This window comes from Paraburkholderia sp. 31.1, from assembly GCF_014397645.1.
Classification (GTDB): Bacteria; Pseudomonadota; Gammaproteobacteria; order Burkholderiales; family Burkholderiaceae; genus Paraburkholderia; species Paraburkholderia tuberum.
This window is the reverse complement of sequence record NZ_VZQN01000294.1, coordinates 1-210: the sequence shown is the minus strand read 5'-3', so window position 1 is coordinate 210 and position 210 is coordinate 1. Positions and strand designations below refer to the sequence as shown.

The window sequence follows — 210 nt, the reverse complement described above, 5'->3', positions numbered from 1 at the left end:
TGCCCACCGGCCCCTGGATCGGACCTTCGTCGTCAATCACTTCGCCAATGACTGGCTGGTCCGGCGCAGTCGTGTCCACGACTACCACGTGCGGCTCCGACGGCCTGCTTTCGTTGCCCGCGGGATCACGCTCCACCACCGTGAACTCGTGCTCGCCTTCGTCCAGCGGCGTATCAGGCGTGAAGCTCCAGTTGCCGTCCTCGTCGACCT

Annotated in this window: 1 protein-coding gene; it reads right to left on the bottom strand. The window is 65.2% G+C overall.

Translation table 11 applies throughout. The features are described from left to right. A partial coding sequence (locus F6X37_RS36330) for an Ig-like domain-containing protein (protein ID WP_187614717.1) occupies nt 1–210 on the bottom strand: 210 nt, incomplete at both ends.